We start from the raw sequence: 25,614 nt of genomic DNA on the forward strand, positions 1-25,614 counted from the left end.
ACCGGCCCCTTTTACGCCGTTTTACGCCGCCCGCGCCTCCGCGCGAGCCACCGGAAAGCCCTCGGTACGCAGGACCCGCCGCTCGGCGTCCACCGCGAACACCTCGCAGCCCTCCCGTGAGGCGGCCCACTCGACGCCCTCCGCGCCCATGGCGAAGGCCGCCGTGGCCACCGTGTCCGCCACGGTCAGGGAGGACGCCGCGACGGTGAGGGACAGCAGTCCCGTCGCCGGACGTCCGGTGCGGCCGTCGATGATGTGGTCGCCGCGCTCGTAGCGGGCGGACGTCGCGACGGCCCCGTCGGTGAGCTCGGCCACCACGCACACCTTGTCGGCCTGCTCGGGGTGGCGTACCCCGACCCGCCAGGGGCCGCCGGAGGCGACCACGTCACCACCGGCGTTGAGGACGAAGCGCCGCGCGCCCGCCGCCTTCAGCAGCTCGGCGGCCCGCTGCACGGACCAGCCCTTCACCACCGCGCACGGATCCAGCCCGCGCCCCGGCAGCCGTACGTCGAAGGCGCCGCCGGTGGCGAGCCGGTACTCCTCGCACAGGCCCAGTACCTCGTCGAGGTCCGCGCTGACGTCGCTCCGCGCGATCTCGTCCCGGTCCAGCCGGCACACCTCGCTGTCGGCCTTGAAGGGGCTGAACCGGGCGTCGACCTCGCGCAGCCAGGCGAACACGACATCGGCGGTCTCCTCGCCAACGTGCTCGTCGTCGACCCGCAGCGAGACCGGGAACCCCATGACGTGTTCGACTCGGTGCATGATCAGCCCTTCGCGTCGATCGCGGCCTGGAGGGACTCCTTGTAGCCGCCGCTGGTGATCGTCGCACCGGACACCGTGTCGATGTCCGCGCTCTGCGCCTCGAGCGTCTCCGCGATCAGCTTCGGCACCGCCGCCGTCGTCTGCGGATGGTTCGGCTGCTGGAGCATCTTCACAGCCGTGATCTCGTCGCCCTCGAAGGTCACCTGGACCTGCACGGGACCCTTGTCGGTGTTCACCGTCGAGCCGTCGACCGTCTGCGACTGCGCGGCGGCGGACGCCGAGGCCGAAGGGGAGGCGGAGGAGGACGCGGACTCCGCGTTCGCGTCGATCGCGGCCTGGAGGGACTCCTTGTAGCCGCCGCTGGTGATCGTCGCACCGGACACCGTGTCGATGTCCGCGCTCTGCGCCTCGAGCGTCTCCGCGATCAGCTTCGGCACCGCCGCCGTCGTCTGCGGATGGTTCGGCTGCTGGAGCATCTTCACAGCGGTGATCTTGGTGCCCTGGAAGGTCACCTGGACCTGCACGGGGCCCTTGTCGGTCTGCACGGTCGAGCCCTTGACGACCGTGCTGCCGGAACCCGAACCCGACGCGGCGGAGGACGACGCCGAGGGCGTCGCGGCTTCCGTGGAGACGATGCCGAGGGAGGGCTCGTAGAGCCAGACCGGGACCAGGCCCGCGACGCTCAGGACGAGGACAGGTATTGCTCGCTTCACGATGTCTTTCCCGTCCTTCTCAGCCGGCCAGGCTGAAGCGCTCGAAGTGGACCTGCTGCTTGGGCACGCCCAGCTCGCGCAGGCTGCCGATCACCGCGTTCATCATGGGCGGCGGCCCGCACAGGAAGACGTCCCGGTCGGTGATGTCCGGAACCAGCCGCGCCAGCTCGGCCGGGGCCAGCTTGTCGGGGACGGGCGGGCCGGTCACCAGGTGCAGCTCGGCGCCCTTGGCGTGGGCGAGCTCGACCAGCTCGCCGTACAGGACCGCGTCCCGGTCCGTGGCGACCCGGTAGATCACGACCGCGTGGCCGTGCAGCTCCTCCAGCAGCGCCCGGATGGGGGTGACGCCGACGCCACCGGCGATGAGCACGGCCTCCGGCCGGGTGCGGTGCATCGTGGTGAAGGCGCCGTAGGGGCCCTCGGCGAAGACCCGCGTGCCGACCTTGAGGTGCCTGAGGCCCGCCGAGCCGTCGCCGGCCGCCTTGGCGGTCAGGCGCAGCGTGCGGCCGTCGGGGGCGGCGGACAGCGAGAACGGGTTCGCCTGCCACCAGCGGTCCTTGGTCAGGAAGCGCCACAGGAAGAACTGGCCGGCCCGCGCGGGCAGCTGGTCCAGGTCACGGCCGGTGACGTAGACGGAGACGACGTTGTCGGACTCGGCGACGACCGCGGAGACGCGCAGCTGGTGGCGCCGGTTCCGCCACAGCGGCAGGACCAGCCGGCCCACGAACACCGAGGCGAGGGCCACGCCCCACACCGCGTACCAGTACGCGGTGGCGGCGGAGGACGAGGTGAAGGACGTACCGACCGCGACCTGGTGCGTGAACGCCAGGACGACGGCGACGTAGGTGTACAGGTGGATGAAGTGCCACGTCTCGTACGCCAGCCTGCGGCGCGCGAACCGGGCCGAGACCACGCCGATCACGATGATGATCCCCAGCGCGACGACGGCGCGCAGCACGCCCTCGACCGTCTCGGCGAGGTCGATCAGCTGGTTCACCGGGTCCAGGGAGGACGACTCGGCGTAGCCGAAGGTGATGAACACGGCGTGCGCGAGGAGGGCCCACAGGACGCTGAAGCCGGTCCAGCGGTGCCAGGACGTCAGCCGGTCCATGCCGATCCGGCGGTCGAGCCAGGGCAGCCGGGCCACCAGCAGCAGCTGGAAGGCCATGAGCAGGGCGCCGAACAGGCCGGTCAGCCGGCCGAGCACGATGAGCGTGTTCGAGGCGAAGCCTGCGGCGAAGAAGAAGTAGAGGACCACGGCCACGTTCGCGGCGAGCAGGGCGTACAGGCCCGTGCGGGCGACCACCCTGGGGCGTATCGCCGTGGGGGGCGCAGGGGGCGATTGGACGGTCGTCACGGGCGACAGCTCCTTGATCTCGTCTGTGGATACCGAGCTTGTCCGGCTGCTGCTGTCGAAAAGCTGTCGTACTTCTTTCAACTGGTTATCGATGTGGTCGCGGTACCCGCCCCGCCCCCGGGGGTCGCCGCCGGGTGCCGCACTATGAACGGGTGGAGAAAGTACGCCTTCTGGTCGTGGACGACGACCCGCCCATCGCCGACCTCGTCGCGACGGTCGCCCGGTACGAGGGCTGGGAGGCGGTCACCGCGAACTCCGGTGAGGAGGCGCTGCGGCTGGCCGCCGAGTTCCACCCGGACATCGTGGTGCTCGATCTGATGCTGCCCGACCTGGACGGCTTCGGCGTCCTGGACCGGCTGCGCCGTGCCGGGACGATGGTGCCCGTGGTGTTCCTGACGGCCCGCGACGGGGTCGCCGACCGGGTGGCCGGGCTGACCCGGGGCGGCGACGACTACCTGGTCAAACCGTTCGCGGTGGAGGAGCTGATGGCCCGGCTGCGGACCGTGCTGCGGCGCAGCGCCGGACCCGGCTTCCAGCGTTCCGTCCTTCGGGTGGCGGACCTGATGATGGACGAGGACACCCGCGAGGTGCGCCGCGGCGACAGGCTGCTCACGCTCACGCCGACCGAGTACGAGGTGCTGCGCTATCTGATGCGCAAGTCACCGACCGTGCTGACCAAGGCGCAGATCCTCGACCATGTGTGGGAGTACGGCTTCGGCGGCCGCTCGAACGTGGTCGAGCTGGTCGTCAGCCGGCTGCGCCGCAAGCTCGACGAGTCCGACGACGGCAGGGCGCCGCTGATCCACACCGTGCGGGGCTTCGGGTACGTGATCCGGCAGGCGGCCGAGTGATCGGGCGGGTGCGCCGGGCGTACCGCAGGATGCGGCTCGGGACCCGGCTGGCGCTGGGTCTCGGCGTGCTGTCGCTGGTCGTCTTCGGCGTCGTCGGCACGGCCCTGACGACGTACATGCGCGACTACCTGTCGGCCCAGCTGGACACGCAGCTCGCGCAGGGCCAGATCGCCCAGTCCAAGAGCATCGCGGACTACGGCACGCTGTCGGGCAAGAAGTACTACAGCTGGTTCTACGCCGTGTACGACGTCTCGGACGGCACCCCGCAGCTGCGCAGGCCCGAGGACCCCGCCGACCTGCCGAAGGACGTCGACGACTTCACCTCGCTCGCCCGGGCGCAGACCACCGCGCACAAGGAGCTGCTGCGCACCGAGTACCTGCGGGACAAGGGCGAGTACCGGCTGCGCGCCTGTGAGGTCGAGCCCGGCGTGGTGCTGGTCAGCGCGGCGCCCATGGAGGAGATCGAGGACACGGTGGGTCAGCTGATCACCATCCAGGTGGTCACCTTCGGGCTGGCGCTGCTGGCCCTGGTCGTCTTCGGGCGGGGCATGCTGCGGCGCGGCCTGAAGCCGCTGAGCGACATGGCGCACACCGCCCGCGGCATCACCTCGCACGATCTGACGGACTCGGCGCGGCTGCCGGTGCGGCACGACGGGCGCAGTGGCGGTCCCGAGGTCGAGGAGCTGCGGACCGCGTTCAACACGATGCTGGAGCACATCGACGACTCCCTCGCGGTGCGGGCGGAGGCGGAGCAGCGCCTGCGCCGCTTCGTGGCGGACGCCTCGCACGAGCTGCGCACGCCGCTGATGTCGGTGCGGGGCTATGCCGACCTCTTCCAGTACGCGGCCGCCAACGCCCCCGAGGAGCGGGACAGGCACCTGGCCCGGCTGCGCGCCGAGGCCGCCCGCATGGGCTTCCTCCTCGACGACCTGCTGCTGCTCGCCCGCCTGGACGCCGCGGAGGTCGAGACGCCGCTGCGCCCGCAGGAGGCGGACCTGGTGGAGCTGGTCGAGCAGGCGGCGGACGCGTTCCGGGTCACCCACGCCGACCACCCGCTGACGGTGGCGCCCGGCCCCGGTTCCCTGAAGCTCCGCCTGGACCCCCAGCGCGTCCGCCAGGTCCTGGACAACCTCCTCACCAACGCGGCGGTGCACACCCCCGCCGGGACGCCGGTGTCCGTCGCCGTGTCGATGGCGAACGGCTCGGCCCAGGTCCGCATCGCCGACGCCGGCCCCGGCATCCCGCCCGACGACCGGGAACGCGTCTTCGACCGCTTCTACCGCGTCGACAAGGCCCGCAGCCGCGACCGTGGAGGCAGCGGCCTGGGTCTGGCGGTCGCCCAGTCACTGGTGCACGCGCACGGCGGCCGGATCGACCTGACCAGCGAGCCGGGGGCGACGGTGTTCACGGTGACGATCCCGCTCACGCTCGGACGTCTTACGGACCCGTGACATGACCGGCGCCGACCGGCCGAAACACCCGTCGCCGCCCTAGCGTGAGCGCATGCGTGTACTGGTCACCGGCGGTGCCGGGTTCATCGGGTCCCATGTCGTCGAGGCGCTCACCGCGCACGGGCACGAGCCCGTGGTGTACGACGTCCGCGCCGACCCCGCAGCGGACGTACGCGACCCGCACGCCGTCCGCACCGCCCTGACCGGCGTCGACGCGGTGTGCCACCAGGCCGCGATGGTCGGCCTCGGTGCCGGCTTCTCGGATGCCGCGGAGTACGTCTCCCGCAACGACCTCGGCACGGCCGTACTGCTCACCGCCATGGCCGACGCGGGCGTACGGCGGCTGGTGCTGGCCGGGTCGATGGTGGTGTACGGGGAGGGGCGGTACGCGTGCGCACGGCACGGCGTCGTACGGCCGGGCCCGCGTGCCGTCGCCGACCTGGACGCGGGGCGCTTCGAGCCGCCCTGCCCGGTGTGCGGCGCCGATCTCGCGCCCGGGCTGGTCGCGGAGGACGCCCCGGTCGATCCGCGCAACGTGTACGCGACGACCAAGCTCGCCCAGGAGCACCTGGCTGCGGCGTGGGCGCGCGCGACGGGCGGTACGGCGGTGTCGCTGCGCTATCACAACGTCTACGGCCCGGGCATGCCCCGCGACACCCCCTACGCCGGGGTCGCCTCCTTCTTCCGCTCGGCACTCGCCCGCGGCGCGGCCCCGCGGGTCTTCGAGGACGGCCGCCAGCGCCGGGATTTCGTCCATGTACGGGATGTGGCCGCCGCCAACGTGGCCGCGCTGGAGGCGAGTTCGGCGGTGCTGCCGCAGGGCGCGCTCACGGCGTACAACACCGGCAGCGGCGATCCGCACACCGTCGGCGAGATGGCCCGGGCGCTCGCGGCGGCGTACGGCGGGCCCGAACCGGTGGTGACCGGGGAGTACCGGCTGGGCGATGTCCGGCACATCACGGCGGACTCCTCGCGGCTGCGGGCGGAGTTGGGGTGGAAGCCCGAGATGGAGTTCGCGCAGGGGATGCGGGAGTTCGCGGGAGCCGGATTGCGGGGGGCGTAGTCTGCCTCGGAGTCTGCCTCGGACCGGTGGTGCTGCCCGCCTTCAGGAAGCGGCAGCGGGCAGCACCACCTCGAAGCGGCAGCCGCCGGGGACGTTGCGTACCGTGGCCCGCCCGTCGTGCGCCTCCACGATGCCGCGCACGATGGCGAGGCCGAGCCCCGCGCCGGCCGGGGGTGTGCGGGCGTGGGTGCCGCGCCAGCCGGTGTCGAAGACGCGGGGCAGATCCTCCTCGGGGATCCCGCCGCAGCTGTCGGTGACGGACAGCACCACGCCGTCGGGGCCGCGTTCGGCGGCGACGGCGACCGTGCCGTCGGCGGGGGTGCGCCGGATGGCGTTGACCAGCAGGTTGCCCAGCACCCGGCTCATCTCCTTGCCGTCCACCCGCACCGGCACCGGTTCGACCCGGGCGCCGACGAGCCGGACCCCGTGTTCGCGGGCCAGCGCGTCCGCGCCCGAGAGGGCGTCGCCGACGAGGTCGTACAGGGACATCCGGGCGAGCGAGAGCGTCAGCGCGCCGGCGTGGATGCGGGACAGCTCGAAGAGGTCGCCCACCATGCCGTTGAGGCGCTCCACCTCCGTGCGGATCTGCTTGAGGTAGCGGTCGGGGTCGGCGGCCACCCCGTCCTCCAGAGCCTCCGCCATGGCGCGCAGGCCGGCCAGCGGGGTGCGCAGGTCGTGGGAGATCCAGGCGACGAGTTCGCGCCGCGAGGACTCAAGGGCCCGTTCGCGCTCGCGGGACTCGGCGAGCTTGGCGCTGGTCGTCTCCAACTCGCGGCTCAGCGCGGCGAGTTCGGCGGTGGCGGGGCCGTCGGGCGAGGTGAAGGCGCCGCCGTCGCCGAAGGAGCGGGCGGCGAGCGCGAGGGCGTGGCTGCGGGCGGCCACCCAGCGGCCGAGCAGCAGGGCGGTGGCCAGGGAGACCACGGCGGCCATGGCGACGACGGTGGTGACGACGGTCAGGTCGTGCCGGGACAGGAACATCGCCTGGGCGACGGCGAGGGTGCCGGCGAGCATGGCGGTGATGCCGACGCCGGCGACCACGGCGAGGTGGGCGATGAGCGAGCGGCGCCGGATCAACAGGAGTACGCAGGCGCCGAGCAGGCCGGCCGCGGCGGCGCCGAGGAAGGCGAAGAGGGCGATGAGCAGGGTGTCGCGCACGGTTCACGCCTCCCCGTCGGGAGCGCAGCCGGTGGCGTCGAAGCGGTAGCCGACGCCCCACACGGTCTGGATGAGCCGGGGCCTGGCCGGGTCGTCCTCCACCTTGCCGCGCAGGCGGCGGACGTGGACGGTGACGGTCGACAGGTCGCCGAAGTCCCAGCCCCACACCTCGCGCATCAGGTCCTCACGGCTGTAGACCCGGCCCGGATGGCGCAGGAAGAAGGCGAGGAGGTCGAACTCGCGGATGGTGAGGGCGAGTTCACCGCCGTCCTTGACGGCGCGGCGGGCCGCCGGGTCGACCGAGAGGCCCGCGGCGCGCACGGTCGCGGACGCCTCGGCTGGCCGGGTGCGGCGCAGCACGGACTCGACGCGCAGGACGAGTTCGCGGGGGCTGAAGGGCTTGGTGACGTAGTCGTCGGCGCCGACCTCCAGGCCGAGGATGCGGTCGTCCTCGTCGCCGCGCGCGGTGAGCATGATGACCGGCACGGGCCCGTGGCCGCGCATCCGGCGGCACACCTCCAGGCCGTCCATGCCGGGCAGCATCAGGTCGAGGACGACGAGGTCGGGCCAGTGCGCGGCGGCCCGGGCGAGGGCGTCGGGGCCGTCGCCGGCGCGGTCCACGACATATCCGGCGCGGTCGAGGTACCCGGAGACGATCTCGGCGACGGTGGGGTCGTCGTCGACCACCAGAACCCTGGCCCCGGCCTGCGCGTTCGATTGTTGCTGCTCCATGCCGCCAGCGTCGCACCCGACGCGCGCGTGCGGAGCCGGGCCGGCTCCGACGTCCGTGTTTCGTAAGGAGCAGCAGTCCGATATGCCCCTTTCGCGCTCGTAGGGTGAAAGCCGTGACGACTTCATCACCACGAGCGAGCGACCCTCACCCGACGTCCGTGGACGTCGTGCTCCCCTGTCTCGACGAGGCCGGGGCGCTGCCCTGGGTCCTGGAACGCGTCCCGCCCGGCTGGCGGGCCCTGGTCGTGGACAACGGCTCCACCGACGGCTCGGCGCGCGTCGCCCGCGACCTCGGCGCGACCGTCGTGCACGAGGAGCGCCGCGGTTTCGGCGCCGCCTGCCACGCCGGGCTGGCCGCCGCCACGGCCGACATCGTCTGCTTCTGCGACTGCGACGCCTCCCTCGACCCGGGCGACCTGGTGCCCTTCGTACGGCGGATCGCGGCGGGCGAGGCCGACCTCGTCCTGGGGCGGCGCCGCCCGCATGCCCGCGGGGCCTGGCCGCCGCACGCCCGCGTCGGCAACCTCGCGCTCACCCGCCTCCTGCGCCGCCGCACCGGCCTGCGCCTGCACGACCTGGGCCCCCTGCGCGCCGCCCGCCGTGAGCGGTTGCTCGCCCTCGGCCTGACGGACCGGCGCAGCGGCTACCCCCTCCAGATGGTCGTCCGCGCCGCCGACGCGGGCTGGCGCATCGCCGAGTACGACGTGCCGTACCTGCCGCGTACGGGTGCGTCGAAAGTGACGGGGACCTGGCGGGGGACATGGCAGGCGGTGCGGGACATGAGCCGGGTGCTGGCTGAGGACGACGGAGGGCGTACCGGGGCCGGTGACGAGCCCGCCGGGCGCACGGAGCCCACCCCCGTACAGAAGGGAACCCGCCCATGACCACGCTCCTCGTCATCGCCAAGGAGCCCCGGCCGGGCCGGGTGAAGACCAGGCTGACGCCGCCCTTCACACCCGAGGAGGCCGCCGTGCTCGCCGAGGCGGCCCTCGCGGACACGCTGGAGGCCGTGGCGCGCACGCCCGCCCGGCGCCGGGTGCTGGTCCTGGACGGGGCGCCGGGCCCCTGGCTGCCGCCCGGCTTCGAGGTCGTACGGCAGTGCGCGGGCGGTCTCGACGAACGGCTGGCCGCCGCCTTCGCGGGCTGCGACGGCCCGACGCTGCTCATCGGCATGGACACCCCGCAGGTGACTCCGGAGCTGCTGACCGTGGACTGGGCCGACTGCGAGGCGTACTTCGGCCCCGCCGAGGACGGCGGCTTCTGGGCACTGGGCCTGGCCGCACCGGACCCGGCACGGCTGCGGGGCGTACCGATGTCGACACCGCGGACCGGCGCCGTACAGCGCGCCCGCCTCGCGGACCTGCGGGTGCGCGACCTGCCCCGCATACGGGACGTCGACACGGCGTACGACGCCGATCTGGTCGCCGAGGCGGCGCCGGACGGACGTTTCGCCGCGGCACTGGGGCGGCTGACGGCGGCGGGCCGATGAGCGGCGTACGGGACATGATGTCGGCCCACATCGCGCTCCGGGCGGGCCCGGTCGGGACCCGCCGTGCGGACCCGGGCGACGGAGAAGTCGGTGCGTACGGCGATCGGGGCGGCGCGGGCGAGGCCGGAGACGGGTTCGGCGACGACGGCGACGGGCACGGCGGTCGCGCCGCAACGGCCCCCGCCGACGGCCGGCCCTGGTCGGCCGACCCCTATTCCCACGCCCTGCGCACCGGCCGGGGCCCTCTCTTCCTGCGCCGCCCCGACGGCTGGCTGCTGCCGCTCGAAGTGGAGCGGTGGTGCGCGGACGCCGACGCGGCGGATCTGGAGGTGCTGCGGCGCTGTGAGGGTGCGGTGCTGGACGTGGGGTGCGGGCCGGGGAGGCTGGTGGCGGCGTTGGCCCGGCAGGGGCGCCGCGTGCTCGGCGTCGACGTCAGCGAGGCGGCCGTCGCCCGCACCGTACGCCTCGGTGGCCCGGCGTTGCGCCGCTCCGTCTTCGACCCGCTCCCGGGCGAGGGCCGCTGGGGCACCGCCCTCCTCGTCGACGGCAACGTCGGCATCGGCGGAGACCCGGCCGCCCTGCTCGACCGGATGGCACAACTCCTCGCCCCGGGCGGCCTGTTGGTCGCCGAGACGGTGCCGGAGATGGACCTCGACGAACGGGTCCGGGTCCACGTCACCGACGCCCGGGGCGCCACCGGCACCGCCTTCCCATGGGCCCGGCTCGGCACGCCCGCCCTGCTGCGGCACGCGCAGCGCGCCGGCTGGCGGGCCGTCGATCAGTGGACGGCCGACGGGCGTTCCTTCGCCGCCCTGCGCAGCCGTCGCCACCGCAGCACGAGCAGCACCGCGGAGCCGCCGAAGAGCACGGCGGTGATCAGCAGCCAGCGGGCCGGGAAGCCGTCGGCGGACAGGCCGGTTCCGGAGGTGTAGCGGTCCGCTACCCGGCCGCTGATCAGCGGGAACCAGACCAGCAGGAGCAGCAGGGACAGTGCGGCGGGGACGCGGACGTACGCCACCCACCGTCGGTGTCCGGCCGCCTCGAACCCTCGTAGCAGCGTCCGGTCCGCCGCCCCGTACAGCGGCAGCAACACGAGGTCGTGAAGGACCGCCGCCGCCACGAACCACAGCGCGACCTCGAACCAGTCCCCCTCCAGCAGCCGCACCCCCGCATATCCGGCGAGTGCGAACGAGCAGACGAGCAGGAGGAGTTGGAGGGGGCTGCCCAGAGTCGGCCGGCCCAGAGCCGGCCTGCGCGGAGTGAGCCTCGGTCCTCGCATCACAGGTCTCCGAACGTCATCCGCGCCACCCACTTGGTATTCAGCACACCGGGCGCGGCGGGCACGATGATCCGCGCCGGGTAGCCGTGGTCGGGGGTCAGGTCCTCGCCGTTGACGAACAGGGCGAGCAGGGAACGGGGGTCGTCGACCTGGTTGGCGCGCAGGGCGGCCCGCCGGAAGGCGCCGCGCCGCTGGAGCGACTCCACGAGGACGTCGGGCGGGTCGCCGTCGTGGCCGACGAGCGCCGCGAGGTCCCGCAGCCGTACCCCGCGCCACCACTGGTCGGACGTCGACCAGCCCTCCACGCAGGCGATGGGCAACGCCGCGCTGTGCAGCGGCAGGTCGAGCAGGTCGGCACGGCTGAGGCGGACGGTCCGCCCGTTCCTGCCCTCCACCACCAGCCGCCACGCCTCCTCGTTCGTGTCGGCGTCGCGGATCCCCGCGTACGCCGCGGTCTTGTTGATCTGGAAGCCACCCGGCCCGCTGCCCGGTTCGGCGCCGCCGTGCGGGGCGAGGAGAGCGGTCCGGCGCAGGGCCCCGTCGAAGTTCTGCCCGACGGTCGTGCCGAAGAGCAGCAGCGAGCCGCCACCGACGAACCACAGCGCACCGCGCCGGGAGACGGTCGGCTCGGCGGGATCCGGAGAGGTCAACTCGCTTTTCTCGTCCCGCAGTTGACGCAAGTTCCGCAGCGCCATCGGTGTCTTCAGCACCGCGTGCACGACGAACGCGGCGAAGAACACCCACGCCCCGTAGAAGTGCAGGGTGTAGAAGGAGCCGGGGAAGACGTAGTCCAGCTGGACGTTGAGCACGCCCGTCACGAACTCGAACAGGGCGCCGCCGACCAGGAGCAGCAGCGAGATCCGCTCCAGGGCGTGCGCGAGCGACCGCGCCGGCGGCAGCGTGAAGAGCTTCGGTACGACCGACCATAGTTTGGCCAGGAGCACGGGGATCAGCGTGATGCCGAGCGTGACGTGGACGCCCTGGTTGAGCCGGTACAGCCAGTGCGGGTCGGTCGGCCAGGAGAAGAGGTAGAAGCCCAGGATCCCCTTGTCCGGGGTCTTGTCGTTCACCGGCGCCAGGTTCGGGTTGTAGGCGGCGTAGGACACCAGTCCCGTCACGAACAGCACCGTGATGCCGCCGAGCAGTACGACGCCGAGCACCGAGGTCAGCCAGGGGCCGCGCAGCGGACTGCGCCAGAAGGCGGGAGAGAAGGGGGAGAGAGGGGAGGAGGGAGTCCGTGCCATGCCCCGACGGTAGGTCCGGTCCACCCCGGGAAAGGGTGCGCGAACCATGACGAATCTCTGACGTCCGCGCCTGTCAGCCGTCCGGAGGAAGGTGCCCGTCCTAGCGTTCTGGCGTGAACCGCGACCTCCGCCATGACCTGTCCGCCGCAGCGGCCGCCGCACTCCTCGTCGTGACCGCCGCCGTCGTAGGCACCGTGATCCAGAACCGGGACGGCACCCTGCGGGTCAACTGGCCGCCACTGCTGGCCGATTGGGACCCCCATGCCGGTCCCGGCACCCCGGCCGCGCTCGCCGTCGCGGCGGCGGTCGTGGCGTACGGTCCCTCGGTGGCGGCCCGGCTGCGCTGGCCTGTCCTGCTCCTGGCCACCTGGGTCACCGGCATGGCCTGGACCTGGTCCCTGGCGCTGGTCGACGGCTGGCACCGGGGCGTCGCGGGGCAGCTGACGACCCCGCACGAGTACCTCCGGGCCGTGGACCGCTTCCAGGACATCCCCGCCACCCTGCGGGGCTTCTCCGACCACATCCTGCTCCAGTCGCCGGACAACTGGCCCGCCCATGTCGCCGGGCATCCCCCGGGCGCCACCCTCACCTTCGTCCTCCTCGACCGGATCGGCCTGGGCGGTGGCGGCTGGGCGGGAGCCTGGTGCATCACCGTGGGGACGACGGCGGCGGTCGCGGTCCTCGTCGCCGTGCGCGCACTGGCCGACGAACGGCTCGCCCGCCGCGCCGCGCCCTTCCTCGTCCTCGCCCCGGCCGCGGTGTGGGTGGGCACCTCGGCCGACGGGTACTTCGCGGCGGTCGCCGCGTGGGCGGTCGCGTTCCTGGCGTTGGCGGTGACGGGCCACCGGCCCGGGTGGACGGGTCCGGCCTCGGGCCTCCTCTTCGGCTGGACGGCCTACCTCTCCTACGGCCTGACCCTCCTCGCCGTGCCCGCGGCCGTCGTCCTGCTGCTGGGCACACGCCGCGGCCGCCCCCTGCCCTTCGTGCTGGCCGGATTCCTGGTCGCCCCCGTCGCCTTCACGGTCGCGGGTTTCCACTGGTGGGAGGCGTACCGCCTGCTGGTCACCCGCTACCACCAGGGCGTCGGCGGTGTGCGGCCCTACGGCTACTGGGTGTGGGCCAACTTCGCGTGCACGGTCGTCGTCGTGGGCCCGGCGACGGCGGCGGGGCTGCGCCGGGCGGGGGCGGCACTGGTCCGGCGCACGGAGACTGCCCAAGTCCGGTCGGCGGCCCTCGTGTTCGGGGCGCTGGTCGCGTTGCTGGTCGCCGACCTGTCCGGGATGAGCAAGGCGGAGACGGAGCGGATCTGGCTGCCGTTCACGCTGTGGCTGCTGCCCGCGTGTGCCTGCCTGACGGGGGCGCGTGGCTGGCTCGCGGCGCAGGCGGTGCTCGCGCTGCTCGTCAATCACCTGCTGTTGACGGGTTGGTGACCCCACGACAGAGAAGGATAGGTTAGGCTTACCTAAGTCGACCGTGCAGGATCGGAAGGTTCCCATGTCTGCTGCCACCCGCCCCGAGCCGACGCCCGCCGAGCGCGCACGCTCGGTGCTGGCGGCGGCCGGCTCGCTGACCGTCACCACGCACGGCCATCGCATCGAGCTGATCGGCCTGCACACCGTCGACGCCGCCGCGCGACTGCTCCTGCACAACCCGCCGGACGGCCACCTGGCCGCCGAGCTGACCATGGCACCGCACGGCGAGCTGACCGCCCTCGTGGAGTTCACCGACATCGCCCCCGTCTCCGTACGCGAGCGGGTGCGCGCCCGGCTGACGCTGGGCGGCCGGCTCGGCGCCCTCGGCCCGAAGACCCTGGTGTTCCACCCGGCTCGGGCCGTGCTCACCGAGGACGACGGGACGACCGTCGTCGACCTCGACGAGCTGAGCCTCGCCTCCCCCGACCCGCTGGCCACCCACGAGGCGGAGATGCTGGCCAGGCTGGACGCGGTCCACGCCGACACCGTGGCCCCGCTCGCCCGCCTGCTGCCGGCCCGGGAGCGACTCGGCGCGACCGGCGTACGGCCGCTGCGCCTCGACCGCCACGGCCTGGTGCTGCGCGTGGAGACAGCGGACTCCCACCACGACACCCGCCTGCCCTTCGCCGCCCCGGCCACCCACCCGGGAGACGCGGTGCGGGGGATCCACGCCCTGCTCGCCGAGGCCACCGCCCGTCCGCGCCGCCGGCGCCTGCCGACCACGTCGTAGCCGAGGCGCACGACCACGAGCCGCCGACCTCCGGGCCACTCGCAGAGGCCTTCCCGTCTCCTCCGCGAAGGCGCCCGGAGGTCGGCTCATCCGCGGACCCCCGCCCCGGTCCCCTCCTCCAGGCGCTGCGTCGTCTCCATGAGCGAGATCGTGAACGGATGCGCCGGCTGCGTCAGGATCCGCCGCGCCGCCCCCTGTTCGACCAGTTCGCCAGCGTCCAGTACGGCGATGCGGTGGGCCAGGCGTGCCGTGTCCAGGTCGTGGGTGATGAGCACGAGGGACAGGTCGTCGCCCTCGCCCACCAGGCCCGCGAGGACGTCGAGGATGCCGCGCCGGGTGACCATGTCCAGACCGGAGGTGACCTCGTCGCAGATCAGCACCCGGGGGCGGGCGAGCAGGGCACGGGCGAGGGAGGCGCGCTGGAGTTCGCCGCCGGAGAGTTCGCCGGGGCGGCGGCGGGTCAGGTCCGCCGCCAGGCCGAGGCGGTCGAGAGTGGCCGATGCCTCGTCCAGGGCCGCCCGTTCTCCGGTGCCGCGCAGGCGAACCGCCGTACGGGCCACCTGGTGCAGCACGGGCCGGTGCTCGTCGAAGGCGGCGCGGGCGTCCTGGAAGACGTACTGCACGGCGGCGAGTTGAGCGCGGTCGCGGTGACGCAGGCTGCGCGGGAGCGGTGTGCCGTCGAGCAGGATCTCGCCGTCGTGGTCACGGTGCAGGCCCGCGAGGCAGCGGGCGAGCGTGGTCTTCCCGCTGCCGGAGCGGCCGACCACGGCCAGGCACTCGCCCGGGCGCAGAGCGAGACGCGGGACGCGCAGGACGGTGGTCCGGCGATCGTGTATGGCGGTCAAGTCCCGTACTTCGAGGACCGGTTGGGCCGAGTCGGCACTCTCCGCGCCCTGCGGTACCGCGCGCTGTTCGTCGAGCAGTCGGCGTGTCCACTCGTGGCGGGGCGCCGACCACAGCCGCTCCGCCGGGCCCGACTCGACGACCCGGCCCGCGCGCATGACGAGGACCTCGTCGGCGAGGGAGCGCACCACGTCGAGGTCGTGGCTGAGGAGCACGACCGCGATGCCGCGGGTCGCCACGGCCGCCAGCTGCTCGACGATACGGCTCTTGGTCAACGCGTCCTGGCCGGTGGTCGGTTCGTCGGCGACGATGACACGGGCGCCGAGCAGCAGGGCCTGGGCGAGGACGACGCGTTGCTGCTGGCCGCCGGAGAGCTGGTGGGGGTGACGGCGCAACAGGGCTTCGCCGTCAGGGAGTTGGGCGTCGGACAGGGCGCGCAGGACCAGTTCGCGGGCCGCCGTGCGGCGTTCGGCGCGGGGCAGGTGGCGGACCTGGGGGCGGGCGATGTCGTCGAGGAGGGCGCTGACGCGGCGGGCGGGGTTGAGGACGGCCGCGGGGTGCTGGGGCACATAGCCCACCAGCCGGTCGGCGGGCGGGCTCACCTCGCCCGTGACCCGGGCACCCGGCGGGTACTCCCCCAGCAGCGCCAGGCCGGTGGTGGTCTTGCCGCTGCCGGAGGCACCCACCAGCGCGGTCACCTTGCCCGGCAGGACCCGCAGGTCCACTCCGTCCACGATCGCACGGCCGTCGATCTCCACGCGCAGGCCGCGGATCTCGGCGACGGCCTCATCCGTTGCCCGGCTCACGAACGTCGTCCCTTCTTCTCCAGCGCGGCGTCGAAGAGCAGGTTGGTGCCCATCGTCAGCGCCACGATCAGCAGCGCGGGCACCACCACGGCCCAGGGCTGCACCAGCAGGCCGGTGCGGTTGCGGTCGACCATGACCGCCCAGTCGGCGGCGTCCGGCGCGACACCGACGCCGAGGAACGCGGCCGTCGACACCAGGTACAGCACGCCCGTCAGCCGGATACCGGCGTCGGCGGCGAGGGTGCGCAGCGCCGACCGGCCGACGTAGCCGACGGCGATCCGCCACCGGCTCTCGCCCTGCATGCGCAGCGCCTCGACGGCGGGGCGGGCGGCGGCCTCCCCCGCCGCCGCCCGCACGATCCGGGCCGCGTCGGGCACGTTCACCAGGGCCACCAGCAGCGCGAGCCCGGCGGCGCCCGGCGACAGCACGGAGGCCACCAGCAGGATCAGCAGCAGCGACGGTACGGCGAGCAGCACGTCCAGCGGCCGCATCAGCAGCTCCTCCAGCCACCGCAGGCGGGTGAGCGCGCTGATGAGGGCGACCGGGACGGCGACGAGATAGGCGAGCGCGGTCGCGGCCAGGGCGGTGAGTACGACGGTACGGCCGCCCAGCAGGACCTGCTGCCACACGTCGCGGCCCACGAAGTCGGTGCCGAGCCAGTGGTCGCCGCCGAGGGTGAAGGACGTCGCCCGGGGGCCGGGGTCACCGGTGAACAGCGGTCCGAGGAGGGCGAGTGCGAGGGGGACGGCGACGACCGCGAGGCCGAGCGCGAAACGGCGATGCGCTGTCATGCGGCCACCCCCGCGCGGGGCGTGAGCCGATGCGCCACCAGGTCGGCCCCGAGGTTGAGCAGGACCGTCAGCACCCCGAACACCACGGCCAGCCCCTGCACCACCGGTACGTCACGTTCGGCCACGGCGTTGAGGAGGACCGTGCCCAGGCCCGGGATCACGAAGAGGGCCTCCACCACGATGACCCCGCACAGCAACCAGTCGACGGTACGGGCGAGTTGCTGTGCGGCCGGGGCGAGGGCGTTCGGCAGGGCGTGGGTGTAGCGGACGCGGGCGCCGGGGACGCCGTAGCGGCGGGCGTGGGCGGCGTAGGGGGAGGCGAGGGCGTCGACCATGCCGGCCCGCACCAGGCGCGACAGGGAGCAGACCGGGCGGGACAGCAGGACCAGCACGGGCAGGACGAGCGCCGCCGGATGGCCGAGCAGGTCGGTGCCGTAGCCGACCGCGGTGGGTGGCAGCCAGGCCAGCTTCAGGGCGAGGACCGTCACCAGCAGCACCCCGAGGGCGAACTCGGGGACGGCGTACACGGCCAGCGTCACCGAGCTGACCAGCCGGTCGACGAGGCCTCCCTCGTGGCGGGCGGCGAGCACGCCGAGGCCGAAGCCGAGGGGGACGAGGAGCGCCAGCGTGAGCGCGGCCAGCAGCAGGGTCGGGCCGAAGCCGTCGGCGATGTACTGGCTGACCGGGCGGCCGGAGGCCAGGGAGGTGCCGAAGTCGCCGTGCAGCAGGCCCGTCGCCCAGTCGGCCAGCCGCTCGTACGCCGGCCGGTCCAGGTCCATCGCCTCGCGGATCGCGGCGATGCGCGCGGGGTCCGGCTGATCGCCCGCGAGGGCCACGGCGGCGTCGCCCGGCAGCGCCTCGGTGAGCGCGAAGACCAGCAGCACCACGGCCGAGGTCTGCGCGACACCGAGGAGGAGCCGCCGGGCGGCGAAGGAGCGAAGTCCGCTCACGCCAGCCACACCTTGTCGAAGCGGGCCCAGTCGAGGGTGTTGGCGGGCGCCTTGGTCTCAACCCCCTTCACCGTGCGGGCCGTTCCGATGATCCAGTCGGCGAAGCCCCAGATGAGGAAGCCGCCCTCGGCGTACAGACGGCGCTGCATGCGCTCGTAGACGGCGGCCCGTTCGGTCTTGTCGCGGGTGGACTGGGCCTGCTGGTAGAGGGCGTCGAAGTCCTTGTGCCGCCACTTGGTGGCGTTGGTGGTGGAGTCGGTGAGCAGGCGCTGGGAGATGTGGGCCTCGATGGGCATGGCGCCGGAGCGGTAGCAGCACAGGGTGCCGCCGTCGAGGATGTCGCTCCAGTAGGAGTCCTTGCTGCCCATCTTGACGTCGATCGTGACGCCCGCCTTGGCCGCCTGGTCGCGGAAGATGCCGGCCGCCTCGGTGAACCCGGCGGCGACGGCCGACGTGTCCAGGGTGACCTTGAGCTTCTCGGCACCGGCCTGCTTGAGCAGGGCGCGGGCCTTGTCGAGGTCCTGTGCGCGCTGGGGCAGGTCGGCGGCGTAGTACTCGTAGCCCTTGCCGAACAGGTCGTTGCCGACCTCGCCCGCGCCGGACAGCGCGCCGTCCACGAGTTCCTGCCGGTCGGCGATCAGGAAGAAGGCCTCGCGGACCCGCTTGTCGTCGAAGGGGGCCCGGTCGGTCTTCATGCAGAACGCCTGCATGGCGCTGTTGCGCAGCCGGACGATCTCGATCTGGCCCTGGCCTTCGTGGGCGCGGGCGGTGGTGGGGTTGAGCTCGTGCGCGTACTCGACCTGGCCGCCGAGGAGGGCGTTGACGCGGGCGGACTCCTCGTTGGCGACGACGAACTCGATCTCGTCCAGGAGCGGGGCGCCGTCCCAGTGGTCGTCGTAGCGGCGGAAGACCGCCGAGCGGCCGGGGGCGAACGACACGAACCGGAAGGGGCCGGAGCCGACCGGCTTCTTGTCGAACTCGGTGGCGTTCTCGGGGACGATGTACGCGCCGAACGCGGCCAGGATGTTGGGGAATTCGGCGGTCGGCCGCTTCAGCACGAACTCGATCGACCGCTCACCGGTGGCGCGGCTGGCGTCGAGGTCGAGCGGCTCAAGGGACGCCTTGGCGCGGAACGCCTGCTTGGGGTCGGCGATACGGCGGTAGCTGTACAGGACGTCCTTGGCGGTGACCGGCTTCCCGTCGTGGAAGGTGGCCTGACGCAGCGTCACCTGCCAGCGGTCCAAGGTCTTGTTGGACTCCCACTTCTCGGCGAGGCGGGGCTGGGCGGAGAGGTCGGCTCCGTAGTCGGCGAGCTTGTCGAAGAGGGCCTTGGCGCGGGCGACGTCGGCGAAGAGGTTCGCCAGGTGCGGGTCGAGGGTCTCGCTCGCGCCTCCGCCGGCGAACGCGGCGCGCAGACGGCCGCCGCGCTTGGGGGTGCCGGACGCGCTGTCCGCCTTGTCGTCCGTGCCGCCGCCGCAGCCGACGAGGGCGAGGGCGGCGGCGCCCGAGGTGGCGGCGAGGAAGCCGCGGCGGCGCAGGCCGGGGAAGCGTTCGTTCATGACTGTCCCTTGAGATCTCGGTGTGTCAGTGGGAAGAGGTGCGGCGCGCGACGACGTGCAGCCGGTCCGCGTCGGCCGTGTGGCCGGGCAGGTCGCCCTCGCACCAGACGGGTTCGGTGCGCGGGCCGGGGCCGTCGTGCAGTTCGAGCACCTCGAAGCCGTGGACGGCGAGGAAGTGCCGTAGCTCCCGCGGGAACAGCAGCCGCCAGGCGGAGCGCTGTTCGACGGGCGCCGAGCCGTCGTCGGACGTCCATACGCGGGTACGGCGCAGGAGTTGGGCGGTGCGGTCGACGGTCAGGGTGGTGGTGGACCGGTAGGCGGCGCCCTGCCAGGTGAAGGTGTTGACGGACGGGGTGTCGAGGAGGTCCGTACGGCCCAGGAAGTACGCCCCGTTGCGCATCTCCGCGACCAGCAGGCCGCCCGGCGTGAGGGCGTGGCGGCAGGAGGCGAGGAAGCCGTCGAGCTGGTCGTTGGTGTGGCAGTACAGCACGGAGCTGTCGAGGCAGACGACCGCGTCGAAGGGGGTCCCGCCCAGCTCTCGCGGATCGAAGCCGTGCAGGTCGGCCCGGACGTACGCCGGGCCGGGGTGGTGGGCGCGGGCGTGCGCCAGCATCGCCTCGGAGAGGTCGGCGCCCGTCACCGTACGGCCGGCGGAGTGCAGGTGGGCGGCGTCGCGGCCGGTGCCGCAGCCCATGTCGAGGACCCGCGGACCGGCGCCGTGGCGGCGCAGGCAGTCCTCGGCCCAGCGTCCGGCGAGCCGGTCGGGGTCGGGGAAGCGGGCCTCGTAGAGGGCGGGGTTGTCGGTGAGGAGGTTGGCGTCCGTCATGCGTTGCTCCTCTCGCGCACCGGCTCCACCTGGGCCGGCAGCGCACCGCGGCGACGCAGCCACGCGACCCCGCCCGCCGACGCCAGCCCGAACAGGGCGCAGCACACCCACGGCAGCCAGGCGTGCCCGCCGTGCTCCCCGGCGTCCATGGACCAGCCGACCGCCGTGTTGCCGAGGGCGGCGGCGACGCCCGAGACGACGTAGAAGATCCCGAAGTACGTGCCGGTCAGCTCGGGCCGGCCGAAGCGCGGGATCAGCTCCATCACGAACGGCGAGGCGATCATGATGCCGAGGTAGAGCAGCAGCGTGCCCGCCAGGACGGGCACCACACCCGCGCTCAGGGCGGGCGGCAGGAAGGCCAGCCCCATCACCGCGAGGCCGAGGGCGATCCAACGTGCCCTGTCACCACGGGACTTGAGGCTTCGCGTGATTCTCAGCTGAAGCGCCAGGTTGGCCACCGTACCGACGAGGAAGACGATCCCCGCCGCGCCGTCCCAGCCGGTGGCCTCGCGGGCCCCGTCGGGCAGCAGCAGGTAGAGCTGGTTCTCCAGGGTGAACATGCCGACCATGGCGAGCGCGAAGGCGAGGAAGGCCTTGTTGCCGAGCACCTCCCGCCAGTCCGCGAGGACACCGCTGTTGCCGCTGGGCTCGACCTTCCGCGCGGGCAGGACGAGGGCCTGCGCCACGGTGAGCACCGCGAAGATCCCGGCGGCGGTGAGCGCGGAGGTACGGAAGTCGACGAGGAGCAGGGCGCTGCCCAGCAGCGGCCCGATGAGCGCGCCGGTGGTGGCGAACACGTTGAACAGCGCGAACGCCTCCGCCTTCCGCTCCCCCGACTCCTGCGCGAGATACGCCCGCACGGCCGGGTTGAACAGCGCCCCCGCGAGCCCGCTGAGCACGGAGGCGGCGAGCAGCACCGCCAGCCCGTCGCCGAGCGCGAACAGGGCGAACCCGACGGTCCGCAGGGCGCACCCGGCGATGATGACGCCGCGCGCCCCGAGCCGGTCGGACGCGGAGCCGCCGATGATGAACAGTCCCTGCTGGCTCAGGTTCCGCACGCCGAGGACGATCCCGACGACCGCCGCCGACATGCCGAGGTTCTCGCCGAGGTGGGTGGCGAGGTACGGGATGAGGAGGTAGAAGCCGGTGTTGACGCCGAGCTGGTTGACGAGGAGAAGTTGCACGGCGAGCGGGAATCGGCGCATCTCACGCCACGTCTTCATGCGCCGTCACCTCCTCGACTCCCAGTCCGGGCCGGTCACTTGGGCGTACGGTGCCGTCGGCGCCGCCGATCCCCGTCCACGGGTCGTGCGCGAGGAGCAGATGTCCGTCCAGGTCGGCCCAGCGGGCGCGGTCGGCCAGATGGACGGCGGGTGCCAGGCCGAGGCTGCTGGCGGTGAGGCAGCCGAGCATCAGCTCCGTCCCGCTGCCCTCGATCGACTCCGCGATCCGCAGGGCCGCTCGGACTCCCCCGCACTTGGCGAGCTTGACGTTGACGCCGTGGACGCGCCCGGCCAGCCGCCGTACGTCGTCCACGCTCACCGCGTCCTCGTCGGCGATGACCGGCAGCGGTGACTTCTCGGCGAGGGCGCCCAGCGCGTCCGGGTCGCCGGGCGGCAGCGGCTGTTCGACGGCCTCGACCCCGAGCGCGGCGAACCGGGGCAGCAGCCGCTCGGCCTGTGCCGCACTCCAGGCGCCGTTCGAGTCCAGCAGCAGCCGCACGCGAGGGGCCGCGTCACGGATGACCCGGGTGCGCTCGATGTCGTCCTCGGGGTCGGGGGTGCCCGCCTTCACCTTGATGACCTGGAAGCCGTGGGCAGCCAGGCGGCGGGCCTCGGCGGCCGCATGCGGGAGCGAGGTGATGCCGATGGTGCGTGCGGTGGCGACACCGAACGGCGTATCGGTGCCCAGGAGCCGGTGGACGGGCACACCGTCCCGCTTGCCGACGAGGTCCAGCAGCGCGGACTCGACGGCGGCGGTGACGGCGGGCGGAACGGACGGAACGGCATCCGAGGAAAGGGCCTGCGAGGACAGGGCCTCCAGGGCGCTCTCGGGATCGGCGAACCGTTCCAGGGCGACCGCCGAGATCAGCCGTACGAGCGTGTCGGCGTCCAGCCCGTAGTACACGCTGCTGACGGCCTCGCCGTATCCGGTCACTCCGTCGTGCTCGACGGCCAGCCACACGGCGTCGCGGGCGGTCATGGTGGAGCGGGAGATGCGCAGCGGCTCGGCGAGTTCGAGACGTACGGTGCGCAGGCGGACCTTCATCGTGTCCTTCCGGAAGAGAGCGGATCGGCGACCCGGGCGCACCGCGCCCACCCGCTCGCCTCGGCGGCATACGGATGCGGTATCTCCACGGGCCGGGTGGCCGCGGCGGCCAGGTCGAGGCCGTGGGCGGCGAGGAAGTCGTCGTCGTAGACGGTGCCGAGGTAGCGGTGCGGCCCGTCGGGGAACACGGTGGCGACGACCGCCCCCGGGTGCACGCAGGCCGCCCAGGCGGCGACCCGCCCGACGGCGCCCGTGCTCCAGCCGCCGCTGACGAAGCTGCCCCGGGCGAGCCGTCGGCAGCTGTCCACGGCCTCGGCGGGGCCGATCCAGTGGACCTCGTCGAAGGCGTCGTAGGCGACGTTGCGCGGGTGGATGCTGCTGCCGAGGCCGCGCATCAGGCGGGGCCGGGCGGGCTGGCCGAAGATGGTGGAGCCGGTGGCGTCGACGCCGATGAGCTTCAGCGCGGGCCAGTGCCGGCGCAGCGGGGCGATGACGCCGGCGCTGTGCCCGCCGGTGCCGACGCTGCACACCAGGATGTCCAAGTGGTCGAGCTGGGCGCCGAGTTCGGCGGCGAGGGAGGCGTAGCCGACCGTGTTGTCGGGGTTGTTGTACTGGTCGGGCCAGTAGGCGCCGGGCAGTTCGGCGAGCAGCTCGCGCAGTCGGCCGAGGCGGGCCGCCTGCCAGCCGCCCTGGGGCGCCGGGCGGTCGACGAGCTCCAGCCGGACGCCGTGCGCGCGCAGCAACTGGCGCATGGACGGCTCCAGTTCGCTGTCGCCGACCAGCACGACGGGGTGACCGAGCGCCTGCCCGGCGAAGGCGAGTCCGATGCCGAGCGTGCCGGAGGTGGACTCCACCACCGGGGCGCCGGGCCGCAGTTCACCGCGCTCGCGCGCACCGAGCAGCATCGACACGGCGGCCCGCGCCTTCATGCCGCCCGCCGCGAGGCCTTCGAGCTTGGCCCAGAAACCGGGGTGGGCGTGGGGCAGGTCGGTGGTGACACGGACGACCGGCGTACGGCCGAGCAGGGCGAGCAACTCCGGGCGCGCGGTGGGAAGTACGGCGGTGGCGGTCATCGCGCACCCCCGGGACAGCGGTACCGGTGCACGACGCCGGGCCCGCCGTCGAGCCAGAAGAAGGGGTACGGCTCCGCGCACACCGCGCTCACTCCGTGCCCGAGGAAACGGGGCAGGACCGCGCTGCCGGTCTGCGCGAACATCACCAGCCGCTTGCCGTGCCGCAGCGCGTGCTCGCGCAACGGCTCGAAGGTGCCGTTGCCCAGGGTCATCCCGGACACCAGCAGGGCGTCGCAGCGCCGGGCGGCGGTGAGCGCGTCGGTGGCGACCGGCTCGTCCCACTCGGTCACGCCACCCTTGAGGTCGCACGGCAGATAGCCGAGCCCGCGTGAACGCAGCGCCTCCAGCAGGGAGTTGACGACACCGACGACCAGCACGGTGCCCCCGGCCGGAAGGTCCAGCAGCTCGACCACCGCCCTCGCCCTGGCCTTGGACTTCTCCAGCGACGACCCGGCGGGCAGGGCGACGGGCAGTGCCCCGTGGTCCGGCGTGTGCGGGGTGACGTGCATCAGGTAGGCGTCGAGGGCGGCCACCCGCACCGCCGGCAGCGGATGCTCCAGCAGCCGTGCCACGTCGGCGCCCACGCAGTCGTCGAGGGCGCTGTCGGGCAGTTCGCCGGGCTCGACCGCGCAGGAGCCGACGGCCTCGGCGAGGCGCAGGCTGAGGACCTCGTTGCGGTAACCGGTGCCGCGCCCGTCGTGCCGTACGGCCTGCCGGGTGGTGAAGGCGACGGCGATGCGCTGGGTGCGCGGGTCGGGACCGAGGGCGCCGGCGCGGACGCGGGCGAGCAGTTCGTCGTACGTCCGGCACGGGGCCGTCGGGGAGACGGTGGCGCTGACGGTGGTCACCGGATCACCAACCCCGCGCGCAGTCCGGTCAGCAGGTCCGCCACGCGGTCACGGGCGCCGAGGCCCTCCGCGTCGCCCGCCATGACGTGGCCCAGGTACTCGTTGTTGCTGCCCGCCGCCTTCACGGCCTTGCCGGGCTCGGCGAGCTGGACCTCCAACACGCCTGGCTCGTCGGCCAGTTGTCCGGCGTCGAGCGCTTCGAGCCGGCCCGCGCGGTCCGGCACGAGGAAGCCGATGGCGGCGCTGCGCAGCCCGGTGTCCGTGCGCCTGAGGTCGGGCTCGCGGCCGAGGGCGACGTCCACGAAGGCGGCGGCGAGGTCGATGCCGGTGACATGGCGGACGAGCTCGGTGATGCGGTTGCCCGCGGGGCGGGGGTTGACCTCGACGACGCGCGGCCCGGCGGCGGTCAGCTTGATCTCGGTGTGCGCCACGACGCCGTCCGTCAGGCCGAGCGCCTTGAGCGCGCCGAGCGTGGTCTGCTCGGCGGCGTCGATGTCGGCGAGCGGCAGGGCGGCCGGGAACATGTGGCCGGTCTCGATGAAGGCGGGCGCTCCGCCGATGCTCTTGTCGGTGACGCCGATCAGGTGCACCACGCCCCCGTGCGACACGGTCTCGACGCTCACTTCGGGGCCGTCGAGAAGCTCCTCCAGGAGCACGGCGGAGGTGCGCCGCTGCCCGCGGGCGTTGACCGGGAAGTCGGCCAGCGCCCGGAAGGAGTCGGCGAGTTGGGTCTCGTCGTCGACGCGCCGCACATACATGCCCGCGCACAGGTCGACCGGCTTGACGACCAGGGGGTAGCCGATCTCCTTCGCGGCCCGCGCGAGGTCGGCCCACTCCTCGTGGACGGCGAAGCGCGGTCCGGGCAGGCCCGCGTCGGCCAGGACGCGGCGGGTGGTGTCCTTGCGGCAGGCGTTCTCCACCGCCTCGGGGCCGGGGCCGGGCAGACCGAGGTGGCCGGCGATCCGTGCCACGGTCGGCAGGTAGTAGTCGCAGGAGGTGACCACCCCGTCGAAGCCCAGCACCGAGTGCAGCCGCTCCACCTCGGGCAGCAGGGCGTCGATGTCATTGGTGTCGGTCGTGATCACGTTGCGGGCGCCGAGCAGCGGGTGCGCCGTGCCCTCGGGCGCCGAGCGCAGGTAGTGATGCAGGTCCCGGGTGAGGAAGGTGAACTCGTGTCCGCCCTCCCGGATCGCCCGTGGCAGCAGCCTGCTCATCGACCCGACCCAGCTCTCTACCACCAGCAGATGAGCCACAACTCCCCTTTTCGTGCCGTGAGTTCAGACGTCAAGGCAGCCCGGCGCGCCCCTCGGTCGGAGGGGTGCCGGACTTGATGCGCACACGTTAGCGATAAT

The 25,614-nt window shown here is 73.4% G+C and carries 24 protein-coding genes and 1 pseudogene; 8 read left to right on the forward strand and 17 right to left on the reverse strand.

Features of this window, described 5'->3' with window-relative positions:
* Nucleotides 1-21 precede the first annotated feature (21 nt).
* The 3 genes from ACIREI_RS22120 to ACIREI_RS22130 are packed head-to-tail and all read right to left on the reverse strand — an operon-like array spanning nucleotide 22 to nucleotide 2,832.
* Complete coding sequence (locus tag ACIREI_RS22120; protein ID WP_403335312.1) at nucleotides 22-762, reverse strand: FAD:protein FMN transferase; 741 nt, start codon at nucleotides 760-762, stop codon at nucleotides 22-24.
* 2 nt (nucleotides 763-764) lie between these two features.
* Nucleotides 765-1,475, reverse strand: a complete 711-nt coding sequence (locus ACIREI_RS22125) for an FMN-binding protein (RefSeq protein WP_403335315.1) — start codon at nucleotides 1,473-1,475, stop codon at nucleotides 765-767.
* A gap of 19 nt (nucleotides 1,476-1,494) precedes the next feature.
* Nucleotides 1,495-2,832 carry a ferric reductase-like transmembrane domain-containing protein gene (locus tag ACIREI_RS22130; RefSeq protein WP_403335317.1) on the reverse strand — a complete coding sequence of 446 codons (1,338 nt, stop codon included), beginning with the start codon at nucleotides 2,830-2,832 and terminating at the stop codon, nucleotides 1,495-1,497.
* A gap of 152 nt (nucleotides 2,833-2,984) precedes the next feature.
* Here ACIREI_RS22130 and ACIREI_RS22135 point away from each other — a divergent pair, with 152 nt between their 5' ends.
* From ACIREI_RS22135 to ACIREI_RS22145, 3 genes are read left to right on the forward strand one after another with little or no spacing between them, the layout of a single operon-like run.
* Nucleotides 2,985-3,683: a response regulator transcription factor gene (locus tag ACIREI_RS22135; protein WP_403335320.1), complete on the forward strand. Its 699-nt coding sequence runs from the start codon at nucleotides 2,985-2,987 to the stop codon at nucleotides 3,681-3,683.
* Nucleotides 3,680-5,134 carry a sensor histidine kinase gene (locus tag ACIREI_RS22140; RefSeq protein WP_403335322.1) on the forward strand — a complete coding sequence of 485 codons (1,455 nt, stop codon included), beginning with the start codon at nucleotides 3,680-3,682 and terminating at the stop codon, nucleotides 5,132-5,134. Before ACIREI_RS22135 ends, ACIREI_RS22140 begins: the two co-directional genes overlap by 4 nt.
* A 52-nt stretch (nucleotides 5,135-5,186) precedes the next feature.
* Nucleotides 5,187-6,197 (forward strand): NAD-dependent epimerase/dehydratase family protein, encoded by a 1,011-nt coding sequence (locus ACIREI_RS22145; protein ID WP_403335325.1) that lies wholly within the window; start codon nucleotides 5,187-5,189, stop codon nucleotides 6,195-6,197.
* Between the two features lie 42 nt (nucleotides 6,198-6,239).
* On the opposite strand, the gene ACIREI_RS22150 is transcribed toward ACIREI_RS22145, so the two are convergent.
* Both ACIREI_RS22150 and ACIREI_RS22155 read right to left on the reverse strand, forming a co-directional pair.
* Complete coding sequence (locus ACIREI_RS22150; RefSeq protein ID WP_403335328.1) at nucleotides 6,240-7,352, reverse strand: sensor histidine kinase; 1,113 nt, start codon at nucleotides 7,350-7,352, stop codon at nucleotides 6,240-6,242.
* 3 nt (nucleotides 7,353-7,355) lie between these two features.
* On the reverse strand, nucleotides 7,356-8,084 hold the full coding sequence (locus ACIREI_RS22155) for a response regulator transcription factor (RefSeq protein ID WP_403335330.1): 729 nt from the start codon (nucleotides 8,082-8,084) through the stop codon (nucleotides 7,356-7,358).
* A 104-nt stretch (nucleotides 8,085-8,188) separates the two neighbouring features.
* On the opposite strand from ACIREI_RS22155, the gene ACIREI_RS22160 reads away from it, so the two are divergent.
* From ACIREI_RS22160 to ACIREI_RS22170, 3 genes and pseudogenes are all read left to right on the forward strand, one after another.
* Nucleotides 8,189-8,968, forward strand: a complete 780-nt coding sequence (locus ACIREI_RS22160; RefSeq protein WP_403335333.1) for a glycosyltransferase family 2 protein — start codon at nucleotides 8,189-8,191, stop codon at nucleotides 8,966-8,968.
* Nucleotides 8,965-9,573: a DUF2064 domain-containing protein gene (locus ACIREI_RS22165; RefSeq protein ID WP_403335336.1), complete on the forward strand. Its 609-nt coding sequence runs from the start codon at nucleotides 8,965-8,967 to the stop codon at nucleotides 9,571-9,573. The genes ACIREI_RS22160 and ACIREI_RS22165 overlap by 4 nt, the downstream gene beginning before the upstream one ends.
* A 17-nt stretch (nucleotides 9,574-9,590) precedes the next feature.
* A pseudogene (locus tag ACIREI_RS22170) lies at nucleotides 9,591-10,166 on the forward strand (class I SAM-dependent methyltransferase); the annotation flags it as partial.
* A 185-nt stretch (nucleotides 10,167-10,351) separates the two neighbouring features.
* Here ACIREI_RS22170 and ACIREI_RS22175 read toward each other — a convergent pair.
* Nucleotides 10,352-10,852: a hypothetical protein gene (locus tag ACIREI_RS22175; RefSeq protein ID WP_403335339.1), complete on the reverse strand. Its 501-nt coding sequence runs from the start codon at nucleotides 10,850-10,852 to the stop codon at nucleotides 10,352-10,354.
* Entirely contained in the window at nucleotides 10,852-12,096 is a 1,245-nt protein-coding gene (locus ACIREI_RS22180; RefSeq protein ID WP_403335341.1) for a molybdopterin-dependent oxidoreductase, read from the reverse strand. Before ACIREI_RS22180 ends, ACIREI_RS22175 begins: the two co-directional genes overlap by 1 nt.
* Nucleotides 12,097-12,209: 113 nt before the next feature.
* On the opposite strand from ACIREI_RS22180, the gene ACIREI_RS22185 reads away from it, so the two are divergent.
* Complete coding sequence (locus ACIREI_RS22185; RefSeq protein WP_403335343.1) at nucleotides 12,210-13,526, forward strand: hypothetical protein; 1,317 nt, start codon at nucleotides 12,210-12,212, stop codon at nucleotides 13,524-13,526.
* Between the two features lie 64 nt (nucleotides 13,527-13,590).
* Nucleotides 13,591-14,298 carry a DUF2470 domain-containing protein gene (locus ACIREI_RS22190; RefSeq protein WP_403335346.1) on the forward strand — a complete coding sequence of 236 codons (708 nt, stop codon included), beginning with the start codon at nucleotides 13,591-13,593 and terminating at the stop codon, nucleotides 14,296-14,298.
* Between the two features lie 86 nt (nucleotides 14,299-14,384).
* On the opposite strand, the gene ACIREI_RS22195 is transcribed toward ACIREI_RS22190, so the two are convergent.
* The 10 genes from ACIREI_RS22195 to ACIREI_RS22240 are packed head-to-tail and all read right to left on the reverse strand — an operon-like array spanning nucleotide 14,385 to nucleotide 25,515.
* A complete protein-coding gene (locus ACIREI_RS22195) occupies nucleotides 14,385-15,947 on the reverse strand; it encodes an ABC transporter ATP-binding protein (RefSeq protein ID WP_403335348.1) in 1,563 nt (520 codons plus the stop codon).
* Nucleotides 15,944-16,738: an ABC transporter permease gene (locus ACIREI_RS22200; RefSeq protein WP_403335350.1), complete on the reverse strand. Its 795-nt coding sequence runs from the start codon at nucleotides 16,736-16,738 to the stop codon at nucleotides 15,944-15,946. The genes ACIREI_RS22195 and ACIREI_RS22200 overlap by 4 nt, the downstream gene beginning before the upstream one ends.
* Nucleotides 16,735-17,688 (reverse strand): ABC transporter permease, encoded by a 954-nt coding sequence (locus ACIREI_RS22205; protein WP_403335352.1) that lies wholly within the window; start codon nucleotides 17,686-17,688, stop codon nucleotides 16,735-16,737. Before ACIREI_RS22205 ends, ACIREI_RS22200 begins: the two co-directional genes overlap by 4 nt.
* Complete coding sequence (locus ACIREI_RS22210) at nucleotides 17,685-19,247, reverse strand: ABC transporter substrate-binding protein (RefSeq protein WP_403335355.1); 1,563 nt, start codon at nucleotides 19,245-19,247, stop codon at nucleotides 17,685-17,687. The genes ACIREI_RS22205 and ACIREI_RS22210 overlap by 4 nt, the downstream gene beginning before the upstream one ends.
* A 25-nt stretch (nucleotides 19,248-19,272) precedes the next feature.
* Nucleotides 19,273-20,073 (reverse strand): class I SAM-dependent DNA methyltransferase, encoded by an 801-nt coding sequence (locus ACIREI_RS22215; protein ID WP_403335357.1) that lies wholly within the window; start codon nucleotides 20,071-20,073, stop codon nucleotides 19,273-19,275.
* On the reverse strand, nucleotides 20,070-21,296 hold the full coding sequence (locus ACIREI_RS22220) for an MFS transporter (protein ID WP_403335359.1): 1,227 nt from the start codon (nucleotides 21,294-21,296) through the stop codon (nucleotides 20,070-20,072). Before ACIREI_RS22220 ends, ACIREI_RS22215 begins: the two co-directional genes overlap by 4 nt.
* The gene (locus tag ACIREI_RS22225) at nucleotides 21,280-22,341 is read right to left on the reverse strand and encodes a dipeptide epimerase (protein ID WP_403335361.1); all 1,062 of its coding nucleotides are present in this window, start codon (nucleotides 22,339-22,341) and stop codon (nucleotides 21,280-21,282) included. The genes ACIREI_RS22220 and ACIREI_RS22225 overlap by 17 nt, the downstream gene beginning before the upstream one ends.
* Complete coding sequence (locus ACIREI_RS22230) at nucleotides 22,338-23,414, reverse strand: PLP-dependent cysteine synthase family protein (protein WP_403335364.1); 1,077 nt, start codon at nucleotides 23,412-23,414, stop codon at nucleotides 22,338-22,340. The genes ACIREI_RS22225 and ACIREI_RS22230 overlap by 4 nt, the downstream gene beginning before the upstream one ends.
* A complete protein-coding gene (locus ACIREI_RS22235; RefSeq protein ID WP_403335367.1) occupies nucleotides 23,411-24,262 on the reverse strand; it encodes a Rossmann-like domain-containing protein in 852 nt (283 codons plus the stop codon). Before ACIREI_RS22235 ends, ACIREI_RS22230 begins: the two co-directional genes overlap by 4 nt.
* Entirely contained in the window at nucleotides 24,259-25,515 is a 1,257-nt protein-coding gene (locus ACIREI_RS22240; RefSeq protein ID WP_403335369.1) for an ATP-grasp domain-containing protein, read from the reverse strand. Before ACIREI_RS22240 ends, ACIREI_RS22235 begins: the two co-directional genes overlap by 4 nt.
* Nucleotides 25,516-25,614 lie beyond the last annotated feature (99 nt).

This window comes from Streptomyces sp. NPDC093591 (genome assembly GCF_044764885.1).
Classification (GTDB): Bacteria; Actinomycetota; Actinomycetes; order Streptomycetales; family Streptomycetaceae; genus Streptomyces.

Bases quoted from the DNA above. Each gene is read 5' to 3' on its own strand.
- ACIREI_RS22210 (WP_403335355.1), bottom strand. From the start codon at position 19,247: ATGAACGAACGCTTCCCCGGCCTGCGCCGCCGCGGCTTCCTCGCCGCC.
- ACIREI_RS22220 (WP_403335359.1), bottom strand. From the start codon at position 21,296: ATGAAGACGTGGCGTGAGATGCGCCGATTCCCGCTCGCCGTGCAACTT.
- ACIREI_RS22180 (WP_403335341.1), bottom strand. From the start codon at position 12,096: ATGGCACGGACTCCCTCCTCCCCTCTCTCCCCCTTCTCTCCCGCCTTC.
- ACIREI_RS22215 (WP_403335357.1), bottom strand. From the start codon at position 20,073: ATGACGGACGCCAACCTCCTCACCGACAACCCCGCCCTCTACGAGGCC.
- ACIREI_RS22145 (WP_403335325.1), top strand. From the start codon at position 5,187: ATGCGTGTACTGGTCACCGGCGGTGCCGGGTTCATCGGGTCCCATGTC.
- ACIREI_RS22165 (WP_403335336.1), top strand. From the start codon at position 8,965: ATGACCACGCTCCTCGTCATCGCCAAGGAGCCCCGGCCGGGCCGGGTG.
- ACIREI_RS22225 (WP_403335361.1), bottom strand. From the start codon at position 22,341: ATGAAGGTCCGCCTGCGCACCGTACGTCTCGAACTCGCCGAGCCGCTG.
- ACIREI_RS22190 (WP_403335346.1), top strand. From the start codon at position 13,591: ATGTCTGCTGCCACCCGCCCCGAGCCGACGCCCGCCGAGCGCGCACGC.
- ACIREI_RS22230 (WP_403335364.1), bottom strand. From the start codon at position 23,414: ATGACCGCCACCGCCGTACTTCCCACCGCGCGCCCGGAGTTGCTCGCC.
- ACIREI_RS22120 (WP_403335312.1), bottom strand. From the start codon at position 762: ATGCACCGAGTCGAACACGTCATGGGGTTCCCGGTCTCGCTGCGGGTC.
- ACIREI_RS22175 (WP_403335339.1), bottom strand. From the start codon at position 10,852: ATGCGAGGACCGAGGCTCACTCCGCGCAGGCCGGCTCTGGGCCGGCCG.
- ACIREI_RS22200 (WP_403335350.1), bottom strand. From the start codon at position 16,738: ATGACAGCGCATCGCCGTTTCGCGCTCGGCCTCGCGGTCGTCGCCGTC.
- ACIREI_RS22155 (WP_403335330.1), bottom strand. From the start codon at position 8,084: ATGGAGCAGCAACAATCGAACGCGCAGGCCGGGGCCAGGGTTCTGGTG.